Annotated in this window: 17 protein-coding genes; 7 read left to right on the forward strand and 10 right to left on the reverse strand. The window is 75.0% G+C overall.

Annotated elements, in window-relative coordinates:
- Positions 1 to 11: 11 nt before the first annotated feature.
- The 5 genes from efeB to ACFVU3_RS34945 form a co-directional block, all read right to left on the reverse strand.
- On the reverse strand, positions 12 to 1,256 hold the full coding sequence (gene efeB / locus ACFVU3_RS34925) for an iron uptake transporter deferrochelatase/peroxidase subunit (RefSeq protein WP_390072757.1): 1,245 nt from the start codon (positions 1,254 to 1,256) through the stop codon (positions 12 to 14).
- Complete coding sequence (efeO, locus tag ACFVU3_RS34930) at positions 1,253 to 2,407, reverse strand: iron uptake system protein EfeO (RefSeq protein ID WP_390072759.1); 1,155 nt, start codon at positions 2,405 to 2,407, stop codon at positions 1,253 to 1,255. The genes efeB and efeO overlap by 4 nt, the downstream gene beginning before the upstream one ends.
- Positions 2,408 to 2,583: 176 nt before the next feature.
- Positions 2,584 to 3,456, reverse strand: a complete 873-nt coding sequence (locus ACFVU3_RS34935; protein WP_390072760.1) for a heme ABC transporter ATP-binding protein — start codon at positions 3,454 to 3,456, stop codon at positions 2,584 to 2,586.
- Positions 3,453 to 4,553: a FecCD family ABC transporter permease gene (locus ACFVU3_RS34940; RefSeq protein WP_390072762.1), complete on the reverse strand. Its 1,101-nt coding sequence runs from the start codon at positions 4,551 to 4,553 to the stop codon at positions 3,453 to 3,455. The genes ACFVU3_RS34935 and ACFVU3_RS34940 overlap by 4 nt, the downstream gene beginning before the upstream one ends.
- On the reverse strand, positions 4,550 to 5,551 hold the full coding sequence (locus tag ACFVU3_RS34945) for a hemin ABC transporter substrate-binding protein (RefSeq protein ID WP_390072763.1): 1,002 nt from the start codon (positions 5,549 to 5,551) through the stop codon (positions 4,550 to 4,552). The genes ACFVU3_RS34940 and ACFVU3_RS34945 overlap by 4 nt, the downstream gene beginning before the upstream one ends.
- 127 nt (positions 5,552 to 5,678) lie before the next feature.
- Between ACFVU3_RS34945 and ACFVU3_RS34950 the strand changes: the two genes are divergently transcribed.
- The 3 genes from ACFVU3_RS34950 (at position 5,679) to ACFVU3_RS34960 (ending at position 9,889) form a co-directional block, all read left to right on the forward strand.
- Entirely contained in the window at positions 5,679 to 7,256 is a 1,578-nt protein-coding gene (locus ACFVU3_RS34950; protein ID WP_390072765.1) for an HtaA domain-containing protein, read from the forward strand.
- Positions 7,257 to 7,436: 180 nt separating this feature from the next.
- Positions 7,437 to 9,110, forward strand: a complete 1,674-nt coding sequence (locus tag ACFVU3_RS34955) for an HtaA domain-containing protein (protein ID WP_390072767.1) — start codon at positions 7,437 to 7,439, stop codon at positions 9,108 to 9,110.
- A 101-nt stretch (positions 9,111 to 9,211) separates the two neighbouring features.
- On the forward strand, positions 9,212 to 9,889 hold the full coding sequence (locus ACFVU3_RS34960) for a PhzF family phenazine biosynthesis protein (RefSeq protein ID WP_390072769.1): 678 nt from the start codon (positions 9,212 to 9,214) through the stop codon (positions 9,887 to 9,889).
- 16 nt (positions 9,890 to 9,905) lie between these two features.
- On the opposite strand, the gene ACFVU3_RS34965 is transcribed toward ACFVU3_RS34960, so the two are convergent.
- The gene (locus ACFVU3_RS34965) at positions 9,906 to 10,556 is read right to left on the reverse strand and encodes a heme oxygenase (biliverdin-producing) (RefSeq protein ID WP_390072771.1); all 651 of its coding nucleotides are present in this window, start codon (positions 10,554 to 10,556) and stop codon (positions 9,906 to 9,908) included.
- Between the two features lie 117 nt (positions 10,557 to 10,673).
- Positions 10,674 to 11,531 carry a type I methionyl aminopeptidase gene (gene map / locus ACFVU3_RS34970; RefSeq protein WP_390072773.1) on the reverse strand — a complete coding sequence of 286 codons (858 nt, stop codon included), beginning with the start codon at positions 11,529 to 11,531 and terminating at the stop codon, positions 10,674 to 10,676.
- 61 nt (positions 11,532 to 11,592) lie between these two features.
- Between map and ACFVU3_RS34975 the strand changes: the two genes are divergently transcribed.
- The gene (locus tag ACFVU3_RS34975) at positions 11,593 to 11,823 is read left to right on the forward strand and encodes a hypothetical protein (protein ID WP_390072774.1); all 231 of its coding nucleotides are present in this window, start codon (positions 11,593 to 11,595) and stop codon (positions 11,821 to 11,823) included.
- A gap of 24 nt (positions 11,824 to 11,847) precedes the next feature.
- Here the strand turns inward: ACFVU3_RS34975 and ACFVU3_RS34980 are convergent, their stop codons facing one another.
- A complete protein-coding gene (locus tag ACFVU3_RS34980; protein WP_390072776.1) occupies positions 11,848 to 13,161 on the reverse strand; it encodes an MFS transporter in 1,314 nt (437 codons plus the stop codon).
- A gap of 49 nt (positions 13,162 to 13,210) precedes the next feature.
- Positions 13,211 to 13,810, reverse strand: a complete 600-nt coding sequence (locus tag ACFVU3_RS34985) for a hypothetical protein (RefSeq protein ID WP_390072777.1) — start codon at positions 13,808 to 13,810, stop codon at positions 13,211 to 13,213.
- Positions 13,811 to 13,902: 92 nt separating this feature from the next.
- Between ACFVU3_RS34985 and npdG the strand changes: the two genes are divergently transcribed.
- The gene (npdG, locus tag ACFVU3_RS34990; RefSeq protein WP_390072779.1) at positions 13,903 to 14,601 is read left to right on the forward strand and encodes an NADPH-dependent F420 reductase; all 699 of its coding nucleotides are present in this window, start codon (positions 13,903 to 13,905) and stop codon (positions 14,599 to 14,601) included.
- 113 nt (positions 14,602 to 14,714) lie between these two features.
- Entirely contained in the window at positions 14,715 to 14,909 is a 195-nt protein-coding gene (locus ACFVU3_RS34995) for a hypothetical protein (protein WP_390072781.1), read from the forward strand.
- Here the strand turns inward: ACFVU3_RS34995 and ACFVU3_RS35000 are convergent.
- Positions 14,906 to 15,700, reverse strand: coding sequence for a site-2 protease family protein (locus ACFVU3_RS35000; RefSeq protein WP_390072782.1), 795 nt, complete (start codon positions 15,698 to 15,700; stop codon positions 14,906 to 14,908). The two genes, ACFVU3_RS34995 and ACFVU3_RS35000, sit on opposite strands and share 4 nt — an antisense overlap.
- Before the next feature lie 156 nt (positions 15,701 to 15,856).
- Here ACFVU3_RS35000 and ACFVU3_RS35005 point away from each other — a divergent pair.
- Positions 15,857 to 17,132: BTAD domain-containing putative transcriptional regulator (locus ACFVU3_RS35005; protein WP_390072784.1), on the forward strand; the 1,276-nt coding region annotated here is incomplete at its 3' end.

The raw sequence follows: 17,132 nt of genomic DNA on the forward strand, positions 1-17,132 counted from the left end.
ACCTCCCAGGGTTACGAGAAAAGGCCGCGGCCCCACCAGTCGTCCGCGTCGCGGACGCCCGGGGGGACGGCGAAGACCGCCGAACCGACGTGCTGGATGTACTCGTTGAGGGCGTCCGCCCGGGCCAGCGCGGTCTGCACCGGGACGAAGCCGGACCGGACGTCCCGCTGGTAGGCGAGGAAGAACAGGCCCGCGTCGAGCCGGCCGAGGCCGTCCGTGCCGTCGGTGAAGGAGTAGCCGCGGCGCAGCAGCGTCGCCCCGCCGTTGGTGTCCGGGTGGGCGAGCCGGACGTGGGAGTCCGGCTTCATCGCCTTCAGGAACGGCTCGTCGTGCTCCTTCGCCTTGCCGACGGCCGCGCCCTCCTTCTTGTCGCGGCCGAAGATGTCCTCCTGCTCGGCGAGCGGGGTGCGGTCCCAGGTCTCGACGTTCATCCGGATCCGGCGGGCGACCAGGTACGAGCCGCCGGCCATCCAGGCGCCGCCGCCGGCGGCGTCCTTCGCGCCGACCCACACGTGCCGGTCGAGGGCGGCGGTGTCGGTGCCGGAGACGTTCCGGGTGCCGTCCTTGAAGCCGAAGAGGTTGCGCGGGGTCTGCGCGTCCGGGGTGGTCGAGGACGTCTTGCCGAAGCCCAGCTGGGACCAGCGGACGGCGACCGTGCCGAAGCCGATCCGGGCGAGGTTGCGGACGGCGTGCACCGCGACCTGCGGATCGTCGGCGCACGCCTGGACGCACAGGTCGCCGCCGCTGCGCGCCGGATCGAGGTTGTCGCCCGGGAACCTGGGCAGCTCCACCAGGGCCCCGGGCCGTCTGTCCTTCAGCCCGAACCGTCCGTCGAAGAGGGAGGGGCCGAAGCCGATCGTGAGGGTGAGGCGGGACGGCTTCAGGCCGAGCGCCTCGCCGGTGTCGTCCGGCGGCGCCTCCGGGAGCCCGCCGTACGCGCCCTCGCCGACCTCGCGTCCCGCGGTCATCCGCTCCGCGGCCCGGGTCCACTCCTTGAGGAGCTCCACCAGCTTCCCGCGGTCGTCGGTGGTGACGTCGAAGGCGGCGAAGTGCAGCCGGTCCTGGACGGCGGTGGCGATGCCGGCCTGGTGCGGGCCGTGGAAGGGGACGGCGGCGCCGCCGTCGGCGACGGGCGCGGTGGGGTCGCCGTCGCGGGTCAGCGCGGCGGCGCCGCCGGCGACGGCGGCACCGAGGGCGAGTCCGCCGCCGGCGGCGAGGACGGTGCGGCGGCCCGGGCCGCCGGTCCCGGTGGTCACTTGACGACCGCGGCGGCGAGCTTGGAGAGCGGCTCGGCCAGCGCGTTGACACCGTCCGACAGCTTCTTGCGCTCGGCCTCGCCGACCTTGTCGTAGGAGGTGAAGTCGTAACCGGCCTTGTCGGCGCGGTACTTGTCGAGCAGCGTGTTCAGCGCGCCGAACTGCTTGTCGATCTCGGCGACGAGCGCGGCGTCGTTCTTGGTGGCGACCGGCTTGAGCAGGTCGAAGGACTTCTGGGCGCCCTCGACGTTGGCCTTGAAGTCGACCAGGTCGGTGTGGGAGTAGCGCTCCTCCTCGCCGGTGACCTTGCCGGTGGCGACCTCGTCGAGGAGCTCCTTGGCGCCGTTGGCCATGGAGGTGGGGGTGATCTCGGCGGTGCCGACGCGCTTCACCCAGTCCGCGAGGTCCTTGTCGAGGAGGTCGGCGAGCTGCTTCTCGCGGGGGGTGATCTTCTTGTCCTGCCAGAGCGCCTTCTCCAGGCGGTGCCAGCCGGTCCAGTCCTTCGCCGGGTCCTGGCCCTCCTCCAGGCCGTCCTCGCGGACGTCGACCTTCGGGTCGATGTCGCCGAAGGACTCGGCGACCGGCTCGGTGCGCTCCCAGCCGATCCGGGAGGGGGCGTACGCCTTCTTCGCGGCCTCCAGGTCACCGGCGCGGACGGCGTCGGTGAAGACCTTCACCTTCGGCAGCGTCTCCTCGGCCTGGGCCTGCACGTACTGGCGGTACGCGGCGACCGCGGCGTCCATCTCGGCGGAGCGCTTCGGGGCGGCGGCGCCGCCGGTGAGGGTGACGGCCTGGCGGATGCCGGCGCCGGTCATGCCGGGCTTGCAGACGATCGCGTACGCGCCGGCCTTGATCTCGGCGGTGAGCGTGGCCCTGGTGCCGGGGCCGATGTTCTCCCGCTCGGTGACGATCCGGTCGTCCGGGTAGAGGACGTAGACCTCGGTGACCTTGGAGCCGCGGTTCTCCACGTCCAGGGTGACGTGGCCGGCCGGGAACTCCTTCTTCGACACCTCGCAGGAGTCGTCCTTGGCGGTGACGGTGATCCCGCCGCCGTCCGCCTTGGCGTCGCTCTTCGCGGTGCATCCGGTGACGGCGGCCAGGACGGCGGCGCCCGCCAGGGCGGTGGCGGCGGTGGTGCGGACGGCTCGCATGACGGCTCCAGGACGGGGCGAGGGGACGGGACGTGCCACTGAGGCGGACCTAACTTAACCGAGGCTTACCTCAGGCAAACCCGCCCGTCCAGTGAGGTGACTCTCACGTCCGGCGGATCGGACACGAGGCGGTCACGGCCGCGCCATGACCGCCCCATCGCCCGGTCAAGTACCGGTCAAGCAGGGCGTTTCGCCCCGGAATCGGCCGTGAGCGCGTCCCGGCGGGGGACCACCTGCGGGACGCCCGTCCGCGGGTGCGGGAAGACCTCCACCGGCTGCCGGTAGACCCGGCTCAGCAGCTCCTCGCCGAACACCTCGGCGGGCGGCCCGTCGGCGGTCACCCCGCCCCCGTGGACGATCCCCACCCGGTCCGCGTGCGCCGCCGCGAGGCCGAGGTCGTGCAGCACGACCACCACCGCGTCCCCGGCCGCCGCCCGCTCCCGGCAGACCCGCAGCACCAGTTCCTGGTGGCGCAGGTCGAGCGCCGCCGTCGGCTCGTCGAGCAGCAGCAGCCCGGTCCGCTGGGCCAGCACCCGGGCGAGCGCCACCCGGGCCCGCTCCCCGCCGGACAGCGCGGAGAACGGGCGCGCGGCGAACTCCGCGACCTCGGTCGCGGCCATCGCCTCCGCCACCGCCGCCCCGTCCTCCGCCTCCCGCTCGGTCCCGGCCCACGGGGCCCGGCCCATCCGGACCACGTCCGCGACCGGGAAGGGGAAGGACAGCTCGGCGGTCTGCGGCAGGACCGCCCGCCGCAGCGCCAGTTCGGGCGCGCTCCAGTCGCCGGCGGCCCGGCCCCCGATCCGTACCGTCCCCGCCGCGGGCGCCAGGTCCCCGGCGAGCACGGACAGCAGCGTCGACTTCCCGGCCCCGTTGGGCCCCACCAGGGCCAGCACCTCGCCGGCGCGCACCCCGATCCGGGCTCCGTCGAGGACGGCCCGCCGCCCCCGCACCACCCGTACCCCGTCCGCCTCGACGACGGGTCCGCCGGGCTCCACGGGCGCCGGCAGCTCCCTCGTACGCCTCCTGAACACGTCGATCACGCCGATCACGCCCAACCACCCTGCTTCCGACGGGTCCTGCGGAGCAGCCAGAAGAAGAACGGGCTGCCGATGAGGGCGGTGAGGACGCCCAGGGGGAGTTCGGCGGGGGCCGCGAGGGTGCGGGCCGCCAGGTCGCCCGCGGTGAGCGCGACCGCGCCGCCGAGCGCGCTGCCGGGGATCAGGAAGCGGTGGCCGGGGCCGTTCGCCATCCGCAGCACGTGCGGGACGACCAGGCCGACGAAGGTCACGATGCCGGAGACCGCGACCGCCGCCGCCGTCAGCAGCGCCACCACCAGGATCAGCGCGATCCGCAGCCGCTCCACCTCCACGCCCAGATGCCGGGCGGGCCGCTCGCCGAGCGCGAGCAGGTCGAGCCGGCGGGAGTAGAGCGGGGCGACGGCCAGGCCCAGCAGCGCGCACGGCAGCACCGCGAGCACCTTCGGCCAGGTGGCCTGCGCCAGCGAACCCAGCTGCCAGAAGGTGATCTGGCTGATCTGCGCGTTGTCCGCGAAGAAGATGAAGAGCCCGATGAGCGCGCCCGCGAAGGCGGTCACGGCGATGCCGGTGAGGATCAGCGTGACGACCTCCGTCCGGCCGCCCGAGCGGGACATCGCGTAGACCAGCACCACCGTGACCAGCCCGCCCGCGAAGGCGAAGACGGTCACCGTCCAGGTGCCGAGGAAGCCCGCGCCGAGCACGATCGCGCCCACCGCGCCGACGGCGGCGCCGGACGAGATGCCGATGACGCCGGGTTCGGCGAGCGGGTTGCCGAAGACGCCCTGCATCAGCGCGCCGGCGCAGCCGAGGGAGGCGCCGACGAGCAGGGCGAGCACCACCCGGGGCAGCCGGATGTTCCACAGCACGCTCTCGGCGGTCCGGTCGAGCGGATGCCCGCCGAGGCCGATCCGGTGCTGCACCGAGGCGAGGACGTCGCCGAGCGGGATCTCGTACGCGCCGATCCCGGCCGACAGCAGGGCGAGCAGCAGCAGCGCCGCGAGCAGCCCGCCGGTGAGCAGCGCGGTGCGGCCGCGCCGGGGCGCGGGTCCGGGCGCTCCGGCGGCCGTCTCCCCGGGCGCGTCCACCGGACGTTCCTGGAGCGCCGTCACTTCTCCTCCCCGTAGAGCTGGTCCACGAGGGAGGCGAGCACCTGGTCGGTGCGGGGCCCGTAGTTGAGGAGGACGCCGTCGTCGACGGAGACGACGCGGCGGTCGGCTCCGGCCGGGGTCTCGGCGACGCCGGGGATCTTCACCAGTCCGTCGACCCCGCCGACGGACTGCAGGCCCTTGCTCATGACGAGGATCGCGTCGGGGGCCGCCTGGGCGAGGGCTTCGCTGGTGATGGGGGTGAAGTCCTTCCTCAGCCCCGACTCCTTGCCCGCGTCGACCGCTCCGGCGGCCTCCAGGAGCGAGCTCGCTCCGGACTCGGCGCCGCCGAGGAGGTAGACGGCGGCCGAGCCGCGGACGTACAGGAAGGCGACGCGCGGCTTCTCGGCGTGGGCGGGGATCTTCTCCCGTACGGCGTCGAGCCGTTCGGCGGTCCGCTCGCGCAGTTCCCCGCCGGCGGCGGGCACGCCGAGCGCGCCGGCCACGTCGTCGATGCGGCCGCCGATGTCGTCCAGGTCCTTCGCGGCCGGGACGACGACGAGCGGGACGCCCGCGTCGCGGATCTGGGCGATCGCCTCGGCGGGGCCGGTGGTGGACTCGGCCAGGACGAGGGTCGGCCTGAGGGAGAGGACGCTCTCGGCGGAGACGTCGTGGGCGCGGGTCACCACCGGGAGGTCCGCGGCCTGTTCGAAGGTGGCGGTGACGTCCCGGGCCACCACCCGGTCGCCGAGGCCGAGGGTGAAGACGATCTCGCTGAGCGAGCCGCTGAGCGGCACGATCCGCTCGGTGGAGGCCACCGTCACCCGGCGCCCGTCGGCGGAGCCGACGGTGACGGGGAGGCGGGGGGAAGCGGGCGAGGGGAGCGGTTCGACCCGGTCCGGGGCGGCCGCCGCCTTCGCGGCCGGGGCGGCCTCCGGGGCGTCCCCGCCGCCGCATCCGGTCGCCGCGAGGGCGAGGGCGATTACTGCTGTCAGCGCTCCCGCGAGGCGAGTTCTGCGCACCGGACACCGTCCTGTCGTTCCGCTTCGGAGGTTCGTCGCCCGGCTTTCGGTGGGAAGGGTTCCGGCCGGGACTGGATGTAGCTTAGGTTAGCCTTACCTCACCCGCTAGCCCTCGGAGGGGTGCTCCATGCTGCTGTCCAGACCCTGCCGCGCACTGGCCGTGACCCTGTTCGCGGCCCTGCTCGCCGCCCTCGTCCCGGCCGCCGGCGCCCACGCGGAGAGCCGCCCGGTCCAGGGCGGCCGGCTGGACTGGGGCATCAAGTCCTCCTTCCAGAGCTACGTCACCGGGCCCATCGCGCAGGGCAGCTGGAACCTCACCGGCGGCGCCGCCACGGTCGGCGCCCAGTACCGCTTCCACTCCGCGCAGGGCTCGTACGACCCCGCCACCGGCGCCTTCGAGGCCGCCTTCGGCGGCGGCGTCCACTTCACCGGACACCGCAAGGCCGACGGGACGAACGAACTCGACCTCACCATCAGCCGGCCCCGGATCCGCGTCCAGGGCGGCGCCGGCACCCTCTACGCCGACATGGCGAGCAAGGCCAAGGGCAGCGGACGCGTGACCGTCAGCCCCCAGGTCCCGCTCGCCACCCTGAACCTCGGCGGGATCGACATGCGCGGCGCCGCCGGCCCCGTCTCGCTCGCCGGCGTCCCCGCCACGCTCACCGCCCAGGGCGCCACCGCCTTCGCCGGCTACTACCCGGCGGGCACCGCGCTCGACCCGATCAGTCTCACCGTGGACGTGACGACCACCCCGGCGGCGAAGTCGCCTTCCACCGCGCCGCGCACGACCACGCCGCGCACGACCACGCCGCGCACGACCGCGCCGGGCACGGCCGCCCCGAAGCCCGCGGCGACCGCCGCCTCCCCGCTGCGGACCGCCGCCGTCGACTGGGGCGTCCGCCGCACCTTCCGCGAGTACGTCACCGGCGCCATCGCGCAGGGCGGATGGACCCTCGCCGGCGGCGCCCAGGACGGCGGAGCCCTCTTCCGCTTCCCCTCCGGCACCGGCGACTACGACCCCGGCGCGGGCACCCTCGACGCCGCCTTCACCGGCAGCGTCCGCTTCACCGGCACCCACCTCGACCTCACCCTCGCCGAGGTCACCGTCACGGTGGCCGACGGCACCGGCACCCTCGCCGCCGACGTCACCAGCTCCGGGAAGACCGAGAAGAAGGTCCCCCTCGTCACCTTCGCCGCCGGGACCCTCGCGCCGAAGGACGGCCTCGCCGTCGTCACCGAGGCGCCCGCCACCCTCACCGAGGGCGGCGCCCGCGCCTTCGGCGGCATGTACAAGGCGGGCACCGCGATGGACCCGGTCTCCCTCGCCGTCTCCGTCGACCCCGCCGCCGCGCTCCCGGCCCTGCCCGACCTCGGCAGCGACCCCACCGCCGCGCCGTCCGCCACCTCCGCCGCGCCGCCGGCCCCCGCGGGCCCGTCGGCCTCCGCCGCGCCCGCGACCGCCGCCGCCTCCTCGGACTCCGGCACCCCCGCCGGTGTCTACGCCGGGATCGGCGCGGGCGTCCTGGCCGCCGCCGTCGCCGCGTACGCGCTCCTCCGCCGGCGCCGCACCGCACAGTCGGCCGCCACGGCCACCACGACCGCCACGACCGCCACGACCGCCACGACCGCCACGGCCGCCACGACCGGACAGGCGGAGCCGTCCGAGCGGCCCGACCCGTCCGAGGCCCCCAAGCCCACCGACTGACCCCCCCCAAGCCCACCGACTGCCCCCCAAGCCCACCGGCTGCCCCCCCGAGTCCCCCGCAAGTCCCCCCAAGTCCCCCGCACGGGCAGGCGCAAGACGCCCGTGCGGCGGCCCCCCACACTCTCGTGCACCCCCGCACACCCCCCGAACCCCCCGTTCCCGCCGAGGAGACCACCCGACATGGCCACCCGTATGCGCCGCTCCGTCACTCTGGCCGCCGCCGTCACCACGGCCGCCGCCCTGGGCGCCGGCGCCCTGACCCTCGCGCTCCCCGCGGCCGCCGCCGACACCCCGGCCCCGCCCCTGTCCCTCGTGGACGGCACCCTGGACTGGGGCATCAAGCAGTCCTTCCGCTCCTACCTCGCGCAGCCCTTCGCCAAGGGGAGGACGACGATGGAGGGCGGCGCGACCCAGGCGGCGGGCAACGGCGTCTTCACCTTCGTCGACGGCACCGGCACCTACGACACGACGAGCCACGCCACCGCCACCGCCTTCAAGGGCGGTGTCCACTTCGAGGCCCACGAGGGCGTCCTCGACATCCGCGTCTCGGACGTCCGGCTGAAGACCGCCGGCTCCGCCGCCCCGACCGGCGAGATCACCGCCGACGTCGTCACCAAGGAGAAGGACGGCTCCTTCACCACCCGCGACGACGTCTCCTTCGCCGCGCTCGACATGAGCGGCGTCCGGCCGGGCCAGGGCGCCGGCGGCGCCATGGTCTTCAAGGACATACCGGCCACGCTCACCAAGGACGGCGCCGCCGCCTTCGCCGGCTTCTACAAGGAGGGCGACGCCCTCGACACCGCCACCCTCACCGTGAAGGCCGGCTCCCGCCCGACCACCCCGCCCACCACGCCGCCGACCACGCCCCCGACGACCCCGCCGACCACGCCCCCGACCACCCCGGCCACCACCCCGCCGACCACCCCCGCCACGACGGCCCCGACCACCGGCGGCCCGAGCCCCACCACCTCCGCGCCCACCACGCCGGCCCCGACCGCCACCGCCCCGAGCCCGACCTCCACCGCGACCACGCCCTCCGAGGAGCCCGGCGTCGTCGCCGGCCGGCTCACCTGGGGCGTCCTGGAGCGCTGGCGCGTCTACGTCGACGAGCGCTGCGGCGGCACCGTCACCCCGGCCGCCGGCGCCACGAAGTCCGGCTCCGCGTACGCCTTCCAGGTCGACGGGGCCGAGCTCGACGCGGACGCCCGCACCCTCGCCGCGTCCTTCACCGGACGTCTCGACTTCGTCTGCGCCGCCCACGGCATCGACTGGCGGATCGGCGACGTGCGGATCACCGCGGACGGCACCACCGGCAGCCTCACCGCCGACGTCACCACCGCCTCCGGCACCAGGAACGACGTGCGCTTCGCCGCGCTCGACCTCGCGAAGGCCGACTGGACCCCGAAGGACGGCGTCGTCACCCTCGCCGCCCTCCCGGCGGAGCTGACCGCCGACGGTGCCGCCCTGTTCGCCGCCCCCGGCGGCGCGTCCTACTACGACGCGGGCCTCGCCCTCGACCCGGTGACCGTCTCCCTCGCGCTCGACGAGGACGCCACCCTCCCGCCCGCCACCGGCGGCACGACCGGCTCCACCGGCTCCAGCGGTGCGACCGGCGCGGGCACGGGCACGGCCGGCTCCACCGGAACGGGCACCACCGGCGCGGGCACGGTCGGCGGCGGCACGGTCGGCGGCGGCACGGTCGGCGGCGGGACCGCCGGCGGCTCCGGCGCCCTCGCCGCCACCGGCTCCTCGGCCCCGGCCGGCCTCCTGGCCGGCGCCGCCGCGCTCGTCGTCGCGGCCGGCGGGGCCGTCGTCGTCGCCGCCCGCCGCCGCACCGGCGGCGCCGAGGGCTGACCGGCCCGCACCACCCGAGGACCGCCACCCCCCAGGCAGGGCCGCACCCCGGAAACGGAGGCGCGGCCCTGCCGCATGCCCCTGGATGGTTCAATTCCGCCATGAACACGACTGTCACCGACGTCACGGAGATCGACGTCCTGCGGGTCTTCTGCGCGGGCGACGGCCGCCACGGCAACGCCCTCGGCGTCGTACGGGACGGGCGCACCCACCCCGACGAGGCGTCCCGGCAGGCCCTCGCCAAGGAGCTCGGCTACAGCGAGACCGTGTTCGTCGACGACCCCGAGCGCGGCGTCGTCGACATCTACACCCCGGGGCTGCGGCTCCCCTTCGCCGGGCACCCGCTCGTCGGCACCGCCTGGCTGCTCGACCTGGAGGTGATCTGCCCGCCCGCCGGCGAGGTCTGGGTGCGCGGCGACGGCGAGTTCACCTGGATCGAGGCGCGCGCCGAATGGGCGCCGCCGCGCACCCTGCGCCAGTACGGCTCCGCCGCCGAGGTGGACGCCCTGGAGGTGCCGCCGCCGGGCGAGTGGATCTACGCCTGGGCGTGGGAGGAGGAGGCCGCCGGACGGATCCGGGCGCGCGCCTTCCCCGGCCGAGGCGACGGCATCGACGAGGACGAGGCCACCGGCGCGGCGGCCCTGCTGCTCACCGCCGAGCTGGGCCGGGCCCTGAACATCACACAGGGCCGGGGTTCGCAGCTGCTCACTGCCCCCGGCCCTGACGGCATCGTGGAGTTGGGCGGACGGGTCCGCCTGGAGGGCACGCTCACGCGCTGAGCGTTCCCCGCGGGTCTCAGGCGCTGAGCGGGAACTCGCCGCCCAGCTCGCGGAAGACGGCGGTGTTGAAGGCGAAGGCCCGCTTGCACTCGTCGACGATCCGCTGCTTCTCCAGGTCGTCCGCGTTCACCCCGTCGAGGAGCTCGCGGTAGGCCCGCTTGAACGCGGCCGGGTTCCCGATCGCGTCGAAGACGTAGAACCGCACGCCGTCGCCCTTGCGGTCGAAGCCCCAGGTCCGCTCGGCCTTGTCCCGGATGATCTGACCGCCCGACAGGTCGCCCAGGTAGCGCGTGTAGTGGTGGGCCACGTAGCCGGCGGGCCACGCGCGGGCGCACTCGGCGACCCGCTCCGCGTACGCCTCGGTCGACGGCAGCGCCGAGACGCCGGAGCGCCACTCCGGGCCGCGCAGATGGGCGAGGTCCGCCTCCAGGGCGGCCGTGCGGAAGAGCTCGGGCTGTATGAACGGCCCGGCGACCGGGTCGTCTCGCAGCGCCTCCGCACCCTCCTCCAGGGCCTGGTACACGAACCAGAGCTGTTCCGTGTAGCGGGCGTAGGCGTCCACTCCCAGTCGTCCGCCGAGGAGGTCGCCCATGAAGGACGAGGTCTCCGCCTCCGTGTGCTGCTCGTGCGAGGCGGTGCGGATGAGGGTGGAGAAGGGCGTGTCCAAGGCGTGCCTCCGGGACCGATGGGGCGGGAACCAGTGACCCGATGATGCAAGGTTAGGCTTACCTAAGTCAACTGGTTCCCGACGACCTGTCGGTAAAGGGTGTACCCCCGAGGGGGCTCAGGGCAACGTCAGGATCTCCGCCCCGGTCGCGGTGACCACGAGAGTGTGCTCGAACTGGGCGGTCCGCTTGCGGTCCTTGGTCACCACGGTCCAGCCGTCGTCCCACATGTCGTACTCGTGCGTGCCGAGCGTCAGCATGGGCTCGATCGTGAAGGTCATGCCGGGCTGGATGACGGTGGTGTGGTGGGGCGAGTCGTAGTGCGGGACGATCAGGCCGGAGTGGAAGGACGAGTTGATGCCGTGCCCGGTGAAGTCGCGCACGACGCCGTAGCCGAAGCGCTTGGCGTACGACTCGATGACCCGGCCGACGATGTTGATCTGCCGGCCCGGCTTCACGGCCTTGATCGCGCGGTTCAGCGACTCCCGGGTGCGCTCCACGAGCAGCCGCGACTCCTCGTCGACGTCCCCGCACAGATAGGTGGCGTTGTTGTCGCCGTGGACGCCGCCGATGTACGCCGTGACGTCCAGGTTCACGATGTCGCCGTCGCGGAGCACCGTGGAGTCCGGGATGCCGTGGCAGATGACCTCGTTGACCGAGGCGCAGAGCGACTTGGGGAACCCCCGGTAGCCGAGGGTCGAGGGGTAGGCGCCGTGGTCGCACATGTACGCGTGTGCGACCCGGTCGAGCTCGTCGGTGGTGACACCCGGGGCGATGTGCTTGGCGGCCTCCTCCATCGCCTGCGCGGCGATGCGGCCGGCGATCCGCATCCGTTCGATCGTGTCGGAATCCTGCACCTCGGGCCCCGTGTACGGGGTGGGGGCGGGCTTCCCGACGTATTCGGGACGGCGGATCGAGCCCGGGACGGAGCGGGCGGGGGAGAGCTCCCCCGGAACGAGAAGCGACTGGCCAGACATGCCAGCGAGTCTAACGACCGCGTCTGGGGCAGCATGGTCCCGAAGGAAGGAGCCGACGACCATGGCCCTGTTCAAGAAGCGCACGGCCGGAAAGCCGGGCGAGTGGTACTACTGCCTGGAACACAAGAAGGTCGAGGAAGGGCCCGAATGCCCGGCGAAGAACCGATTCGGCCCCTACGCCACCCGTGAGGAGGCGGCCCACGCCCTGGAGACCGCCCGCGAGCGCAACCTGGAGTGGGAGACCGACCCGCGCTGGCACGACACGCCCCGCCCGGACGAGAACCAGGACTGACGGCCGCGGGCGGCCGGGACCGGGTCAGCCGGTCCCGGCCGCCGCCGTCGCCTCCTGCTGGGCCTTGCGGAGCAGCGCGTCCTCGTCCGTGGCCGCGTCGTAGCGCAGCAGCTTCGGCAGCGCCAGACAGAGCAGGCCCACGGAGGCCACGCAGGCCACGCCGCCCGCCCACACCGCGGAACGGGTGCCGGTCCAGCCCGCCATCACGCCCGCCCGCACCTGGCCGAGCTGCGGACCCACGCTGTACGACAGCACCTCGATGCCCGCGAGCCGGCCGCGCAGCTCCTCCGGGATCGTCTGGTTCCAGATCGTCGACCGGCCGAGCCCGCTCAGCATGTCGCCGGCGCCCGCGAACGCCAGGCACAGCAGCACCAGCCACACGTTCCCGAACCAGCCCGCGCCCGCGATCGCCAGACCCCAGCCCGCCGCGCCGCCCGCCACGAGCAGCCCGTGCCGCCGCACCCTCGACGTCCAGCCGCTGGTCAGCCCCAGCACCAGCGAGCCGATCGAGCCGGCCGCGTACATCAGGCCCAGCGCCCAGGGCGCGTCCAGGTCGTCCGCGAGGAACGGGAAGATCGCGTTCGGGAAGGCGAAGAACATCGCCGCCAGGTCGATCGCGTACGTGCCGAGCAGCACCGGCCGCGACCAGGCGTACCGCGCGCCCTCCGCGATCGACCGCAGCGACGGCTTCTCCGCGTCGTGCGCGGGCGGCGCGGGGGAGAGGCGCCGGCACATCAGCACCGACGCCGCGAACCCCGCCAGCGTCACCGCGTACGCCGGGGCGTGCCCCGCGTAGGCCACCACCAGACCCGCCAGCGACGGACCCGCGATCGCGCCCAGCTGCCAGCGCAGCGAGTTCAGGGCCGCCGCCGCGGTCTGCTGCGCGTGCGGCACGATCCGCGCCATCAGCGAGTCCAGCGCCGGGCGCTGGAGCCCCGCCAGCGCGGAGACACCCGCGGCGACCACGTACAGCGGCCACAGCAGCGGCTCGTCGAGCAGCGAGTTCAGGAGCAGCAGCAGCGCGAGCAGCCCCAGGCCCGCCTCCGTGCCGATGATCACCCGCCGCCGGTCCACCGCGTCCGCCAGCGCCCCGCCGTACAGGCCGAACACCACCAGCGGCACCAGCTCCACCGCGCCCATCGCGCCCACGGCGAGCGGCGAGTCCGTCAGCTCCTTGATCTGCAGCGGCAGCGCGACCATCGCCATCGCGCTCGCGAAGAAGGTGACGAGCCCCTGGCCCCACAGCAGGCGGAAGTCCCGTGAGGACCGCCAGGGCGCGGTGTCGGGAAGCACGGCGGCGAGCCGGGCGCGGAGCGTGGGCGGAGCGGAGGAGGACACGAGGAGCCATGTTCCGTCCGCCGATCGCCTCGGGCAACCGAATTCGGCTTCACCAGCGGGTGGGCGGCGGAGCGGTCAGACGGTCGGCGAGGAGGGTCAGCCGGTCGCGGAGGCGGCGGCCCCGGGGAGACGGCAGCACGTTCTCGCCAGCCGCCGCGCTGACCAGGTGCTGGACCGTGTCGAGGTCCACCCCCGACCCCTCCGCGACCGTGAGCGTCTCGTGCGCCAGCCCCCGCACCTCCGTGTCCCCGCCGTCCAGCGACAGCACCGTCGCCCCGGCCCGCCGCGCGTCGTGCACCCGCTGGAGCAGCCCCGCCTCCGGCCGCTCCGGCGCCACGACGAGCAGCGTCGCGCCCCGGCCCGCCGCCTCCAGCCGGCCCAGGCCGACCGCCAGGTGCGCCGGGTCGCCGGGCCGCGCCCGGTGCCGGACCAGTGTGGGCGCCAGCTCCGGCAGCCCGGACCAGGCCGCCTCGTCCACCAGGTGGGCCGCCAGGTGCCAGGGCTCGTACGCCTCCGTGCCGACGAGCAGCAGCCCGCCCCGCTGCGGCACCACCGAGGCCCGCAGCGCCCCGGCGAAGCGGCGGGCGGCCGCCGGCCACTCCGTCCCGGCGAGCACTTCCCGCAGCAGCGCGACCCGTACGGCATCCATGGCGCCGCATCCTGCCCCAGCGGAAGCCCGCGCGCCGCCGGTTGTCCCCGATCCACCCGAACGGGGACCGAACCGGTGGGTAGGGTCGCCCCATGACTTCCTCGACTCCCCCCCGTCCCCCCAAGGACCCCTGGGACCTCCCCGACGTCTCCGGCCTCGTCGTCGGCGTCCTCGGCGGCACCGGCGACCAGGGCCGCGGCCTCGCCTACCGCCTCGCCGCCGCCGGCCAGAAGGTGATCATCGGCTCCCGCGCCGCCGACCGCGCCGAGGCCGTCGCCGCCGAGATCGGCCACGGCGTCGAGGGCGCCGACAACGCCGAGTGCGCCCGCCGCAGCGACGTCGTCATCGTCGCCGTGCCCTGGGACGGCCACGCCAAGACCCTGGAATCGCTCCGTGAGGAGCTCGCCGGCAAGCTCGTCGTCGACTGCGTCAACCCGCTCGGCTTCGACAAGAAGGGCGCCTACGCCCTCAAGCCCGAGGAGGGCTCCGCCGCCGAGCAGGCCGCCGCCCTGCTTCCGGACTCCCGCGTCGCCGCCGCCTTCCACCACCTGTCCGCCGTCCTCCTCAAGGACACCTCGATCGCCGAGATCGACACCGACGTGATGGTCCTCGGCGAGGAGCGCGCCGACGTCGAGATCGTCCAGGCGCTGGCCGGCCGCATCCCCGGCATGCGCGGCGTCTTCGCCGGCCGGCTGCGCAACGCCCACCAGGTCGAGTCGCTGGTCGCCAACCTGATCTCGGTGAACCGCCGCTACAAGGCCCACGCGGGCCTGCGCGTCACCGACGTCTGAGCCTCCGCCGCCCCGCCCGCCGCGCCCGGGGGCGGAGCCGGAGAACGGACGCTTCGGGGCATGGGGGACACTGGTCGGGCACCGTCAGCCGTACCCGACAGGAGCCGACCCCCATGCCCCGTCTCGCCCTCTACGCCCTCGCGGTCTGTGCCCTGGCCGTCGCCGCGGCCGTGATCTCCTTCGTCAACGGCAGCTTCATCGGCATCGTCTGGGTCCTCCTCGCCGGCCTCTCCTCCAACATGGCCTGGTACTACGTCCGCCGCGCGAAGGCCGAGAAGGCCGCCGAGGCCGAGGCCGCGATCGGCTAGAGCGGGCAGTACTCCGGCGTGCCCTGCCAGAAGCGGAACAGCTCCGCGCCGCAGTAACGGGTCAGGTCGTCGACGCCCAGCGACCGCATCAGCGCGTCGACCGTGTCGAAGAAGGCGGCGTTGACCGCCGGCACGAAGAGCAGGCCGATCACGACGAAGAAGCCGTACGGCGCGTACGGCGCGATCCGCCGCTTGACCCCGTACGACAGCCAGGGCTCGACGATCCCGTACCCGTCGAGGCCCGGCACCGGCAGCAGGTTCAGCAGCGTGGCCGTGACCTGGAGGAACGCCAGGAACGCCAGCGCGTACCGGAAGGCGGCCGGCACCCCGTCGAGCATGCCCAGCCAGAACGGGGCCGTGCACACCACCGCGAACAGCAGGTTCGCCAGCGGGCCCGCCGCCGAGATCAGGCTGTGCCTCCAGCGGCCCCGGATCCGGTCGCGCTCGATGAAGACCGCGCCGCCCGGCAGACCGATCCCGCCCATGATCACGAAGAGCACCGGCAGGATCACGCTCAGGACGGCATGGGTGTACGCGAACGGGTTCAGGGTCAGATAGCCCCGGGCCCCCACCGTGATGTCCCCGCTGTGGAGGGCCGTGCGGGCGTGCGCGTACTCGTGCAGACAGAGCGAGACGATCCACGCCGAGACGACGAAGAGGAAGACCGCCACCCCGGGCAGGGCCGCGAAGTCCGCCCACACCGCCCAGCCGGTGACCGCCATGACGGCGAGGACCGCCAGGAAGACGGGACTGATCCGGCGCTCCTGGCGGCGGACGGCTGCCGAACTCATCACGGACTCCCCGGGGCGTGCCCGCGCCCGGTGCGCGGCCGGGGGCCGGCCGCCGCCCACGGGCACGGTGCGGACTGTGTGCGGGAGAACGTACCGCTCCGGCCCCGGGTTCCCCCGCCTCCTCGCGCGCCCGGGGTCTTCACGGAGAATGGGGGCGTGCGCTACTGCCTCCTGGGACCGACCCGTGTGCTGACCGCCGACGGCGACGAGCTGCCCGTCGGCGGCCCCCGTGTCCGCGCCCTGCTCACCACCCTCGCCCTGCGACCCGGGCGGGCGCTGCCCGTCTCCGCGCTCGTCGACGAGGTCTGGTACGGCGGCGAACCGCCCGCCGACGCCGTCGCCGCCCTCCAGGCCCTGGTCGGACGGCTGCGGAAGGCACTCGGGCGGGACCGGGTCCAGTCCGCCGAGGGCGGCGGCTACCGGCTCGGCGCGGTCCGCGAGGACGTCGATCTGTTCCGCTTCGAGCGGCTGGCCGCCGACGGCTCCGCGGCGCTCGCGGCCGGGGACGCCGGGCGGGCGGCGGCGCTCCTCGACGAGGCCCTGGGGCTGTGGCGCGGTCCCGTCCTGGCCGACCTGCCCGACCGGCACGCCGAGGCCGCCCGCTGGGAGGCCCGCCGCCTCGACGCCCGCCGCGGCCGCCTCGACGCGGCCCTCGCCCTCGGCCGGGCCGCCGACGCCCTGCCCGAGCTCACCGCCCTCTGCGCCGGCCGGCCGCTCGACGAGCCCCTCCAGGTGCTGCGGATCCGGGCGCTGCGGGACACGGGCCGGGCCGCGGAGGCGCTGGCCGCGTACGAGGAGGTCCGCCGGACCCTCGCCGGCCGCCTCGGCACCGACCCGGGCCCCGCCCTCCGGGCCCTGCACGAGGGCCTGCTCGCCCCGCCGGCGGAGCCCGTACGCCCGCCCGCCCCCGCCCCGGCGGCGGACAGCGCGCCCGCCGCACCCGTCCCGGCCCCGGCACCCGCCCCGGCACCGGCATCCGCCCCGGCCCCGGCACCCGTCCCGGCACCGGTCCCGGCTCCCGTCCCCGTGCCGGCCCCCGTGCCCGGCAATCTGCGGGCCCGGCTCACCTCCTTCGTCGGGCGCGACGAGGAGATCGCCGCCCTCCGCCAGGACCTGGACACCGCCCGGCTGGTGACCCTGCTCGGGCCCGGCGGCGCCGGCAAGACCCGGCTCTCCCAGGAGGCGGCCGAGCGGGTCGCCGGCGCCTGGCCCGACGGCGTCTGGGTCGCCGAACTCGCCCCCGTCCGCGACCCGGAGACCGTCCCCGAGGCCGTCCTCACCGCCCTCGGCGCCCGCGAGACCGTGCTCCGCGGCGCCGGCGCGGAGGAACTGCGCACCGGCGGGGATCCGTTGTCGCGTCTCGTCGAGCATTGTGCGGGGCGGCGGATGCTGTTGTTGCTGGACAACTGTGAGCATGTGGTGGGTGCGGCGG

The organism is Streptomyces sp. NPDC058052, assembly GCF_042885515.1.
Lineage (GTDB): Bacteria > Actinomycetota > Actinomycetes > Streptomycetales > Streptomycetaceae > Streptomyces.